Source organism: Tardiphaga sp. (genome assembly GCF_025356345.1).
GTDB lineage: Bacteria > Pseudomonadota > Alphaproteobacteria > Rhizobiales > Xanthobacteraceae > Tardiphaga.
In genome coordinates, this window is the sequence record NZ_JANXTC010000427.1 from 1 (window position 1) to 2615 (window position 2615).

Annotated in this window: 2 protein-coding genes and 1 pseudogene; 1 reads left to right on the plus strand and 2 read right to left on the minus strand. The window is 64.9% G+C overall.

Annotated elements, in window-relative coordinates; genetic code table 11:
* Nucleotides 1-651: pseudogene (locus Q0S16_RS26140) on the minus strand (DNA ligase-associated DEXH box helicase); the annotation flags it as partial.
* Nucleotides 652-729: 78 nt separating this feature from the next.
* Between Q0S16_RS26140 and Q0S16_RS26145 the strand changes: the two are divergent.
* A complete protein-coding gene (locus Q0S16_RS26145) occupies nucleotides 730-1656 on the plus strand; it encodes a methyltransferase domain-containing protein (protein WP_295855445.1) in 927 nt (308 codons plus the stop codon).
* A 198-nt stretch (nucleotides 1657-1854) separates the two neighbouring features.
* Here the strand turns inward: Q0S16_RS26145 and Q0S16_RS26150 are convergent, their stop codons facing one another.
* Nucleotides 1855-2481, minus strand: a complete 627-nt coding sequence (locus Q0S16_RS26150; RefSeq protein ID WP_295855448.1) for a hypothetical protein — start codon at nucleotides 2479-2481, stop codon at nucleotides 1855-1857.
* Nucleotides 2482-2615 lie beyond the last annotated feature (134 nt).

Consider the following 2615-nt stretch of genomic DNA (forward strand, 5'->3'; position numbering starts at 1 on the left):
GCCAAGGTCGATGCCACGGCTTTCGTAATAGCGGGTGATCTTCTCCATCGCGCCGTGCAGATAGATCGGCGCGTCATAGCCGGCCTGGCGGATCAGTTTGATGACCCGCTGCGCCTTGCCGAGCGAATAGGCGCCGACCAGGTGGGCGCGTTCGGGGAACAGCGCCACCGAGGCCAGCAGCTTGTTGATCTCGAGGGCTGCGTCGCCATGACGGAACACGGGCAGGCCGAAGGTGGCCTCGGTGATGAACACGTCGCACGGCACCACCTCGAACGGCGTGCAGGTCGGATCGGCGGCGTCCTTGTAGTCGCCCGACGCCACGATGCAGATATTGTCGCAGGTCACTGCGATCTGTGCCGAGCCCAGCACATGGCCGGCGGGATGGCATTTGATCGTCACGTCGCCGAGCCGCAGGCTCTCGCCATAGGCAATCACCTGCGTCGAGCCGGCGAAATTTTCGCCATAGCGCAGCCGCATCATGTCGAGCGTTTCCTGCGTCGCCAGCACATGGCCATGGCCGGGCCGGGCGTGGTCGGAATGGCCGTGGGTGATCACGGCGCGCTCCACCGGACGGACGGGGTCGATATGGAAGCCGCCGGGCTTGCAGAACAGGCCGGCGGGAACGGGGATTAGAATGTCTTGCGGGCGCATCTGGTCTATATAGGTCGCTGCGGGGTTCATTCGAGTCGGCTGATCTGACGAATGCCCCGCCTTCCGATCGGTTCCCATATGCCTGCGCGCTTGTTCATGTCATCCGGCGATATGAACGCCGACCGGCGTTTCGATTACGCCCGAGACCTGCAGGTGCAGGGCGACCTGGTCGCCGCCGAGGACCTGTTCGTGCAGGCCACCGACCTCGCGCCCGGCTTCGCCACCGCCTGGTTCACGCTCGGCGAGGTCCGCGAGCAGCTCGGTGATCTCAAAGGCGCGATCATCGCGTTTGGCCATGCGCGGGATACCGATGCCGGCGATCGCAACGGCGCCGGTCTGCGGCTGATGCGGCTCGGCGCTGCCCAACTTGCCACCATGCCGCCGACCTATGTCACAGCGCTGTTCGATCAATACGCGCCGAAATTCGAGACCGCCTTGGTCGAGACGCTGGGCTATCGCGGTCCCGCGGTGTTGTTCAAGGCGGTACTGGCCACCTGCGCCGCGAGTGACCGGGCGATGCAGTTCAAGCGGGCCATCGATCTCGGCTGCGGCACGGGTCTGGCGGGCGCCGCCTTCGCCGGGCAGACCGGCGAGATCATCGGCATCGATCTGTCGCCGCGGATGATCGAGCGCGCCCGCAACGGCGGGTTTTATGCCGAGCTGGAAGTCGCCGAGCTCGTCGACGGCCTTAGCCGCCGGGCCGACGCCAGCGCCGACCTGGTGCTGGCGGCTGACGTGCTGATCTATCTGCATGACCTGGCGCCGGTGCTGGCTGAGGTGGCGCGCGTGCTGGCGCCCGGCGGGCTGCTGGCGTTTACCGCCGAGAGCCATGACGGTCTTGGCGTGATCCTCGGCGCAGGCCTGCGCTACGCCTACAGCGCCGATTATGTGCGCCAGTCGATCTCGGCGGCCGGGCTGACGCTGAGCCAGCTCGATCACATCTCGACCCGCAACGAGGGCCATGTCCCGGTGCCGGGCATGGTCGCCGTGGCGATCAAGAGCTGACGCGCAAACGGCCGCGAAACGCGGTCGACAGGTTCGTCATTGCGAGCGAAGCGAAGTAATCCAGAAGGTCAAGAAGAAGGACTGGATTGCTTCGTCGCTATTGCTCCGCGCAATGGTCGGGAGAGCCTCAAGCAAACCTGGACAAACAAAAACCCCGGCCGTGAGGCCGGGGTTTCCGTAATTGCGAGGTTGCGGAGATCAGTACTTCGCGACGATCGGGCTGTTGAAGTGGTAGTTCAGGCCGGTGCGGAAGATGTGCTCGGTCACGCTGCTGGTGGAGACAGCGGTCGTTCCCGGAATGACGTTCGAGGCAGAGCCGAGATCGACATAAAGGTATTCCGTCTTCGAGGTCCAGCTCGGTCCGAACAGGCCGAGCAGCTTGAACGGGGTCTCGATGCCACCGCCGACGGCATAGCCGTCCTGGGTGTTGGAGATGTTCGCCACCTGGACGCCGCCGGTGTTGATCTTGGTCTTCACACCGCCGTAGGCGTAACCGCCGGTGGCGTAGAACAGGGTCTGACCGACCGAGTAGCCGAGACGGCCGCGCACGGTGCCGAACCACGGCAGCTTGGCGTCATAAGCGGTGTTGCCGAGGGCAACGGTGGTCTTGTTGTCCTTCTGGCTGGAGGCCTGGATATCGGCTTCAACGCCGTATACCCAGTTGCCGGACTGCCAGTTGTAGCCAGCCTGCACGCCGCCATTGATGCCATCGGGCGCGAGGTTGAACACTTCGTTGTTGCCGCCGCCGACCAGCGAGCTGCGATCACGGCCGGTGCCGGAGCCGACGTTGCCGCCGAGATACCAGCCGGTCCAGTTCGCGGCCACCAGCGGCGCGTAGGCTGGCTACAACTGGCAGTCCGGCAACTGGGTATACGGCGTTGAAGCCGATATCCAGGCCTCCAGCCAGAAGGACAACAAGACCACCGTTGCCCTCGGCAACACCGCTTATGACGCCAAGC

Bases quoted from the DNA above. Each gene is read 5' to 3' on its own strand.
- Q0S16_RS26145 (WP_295855445.1), top strand. From the start codon at position 730: ATGCCTGCGCGCTTGTTCATGTCATCCGGCGATATGAACGCCGACCGG.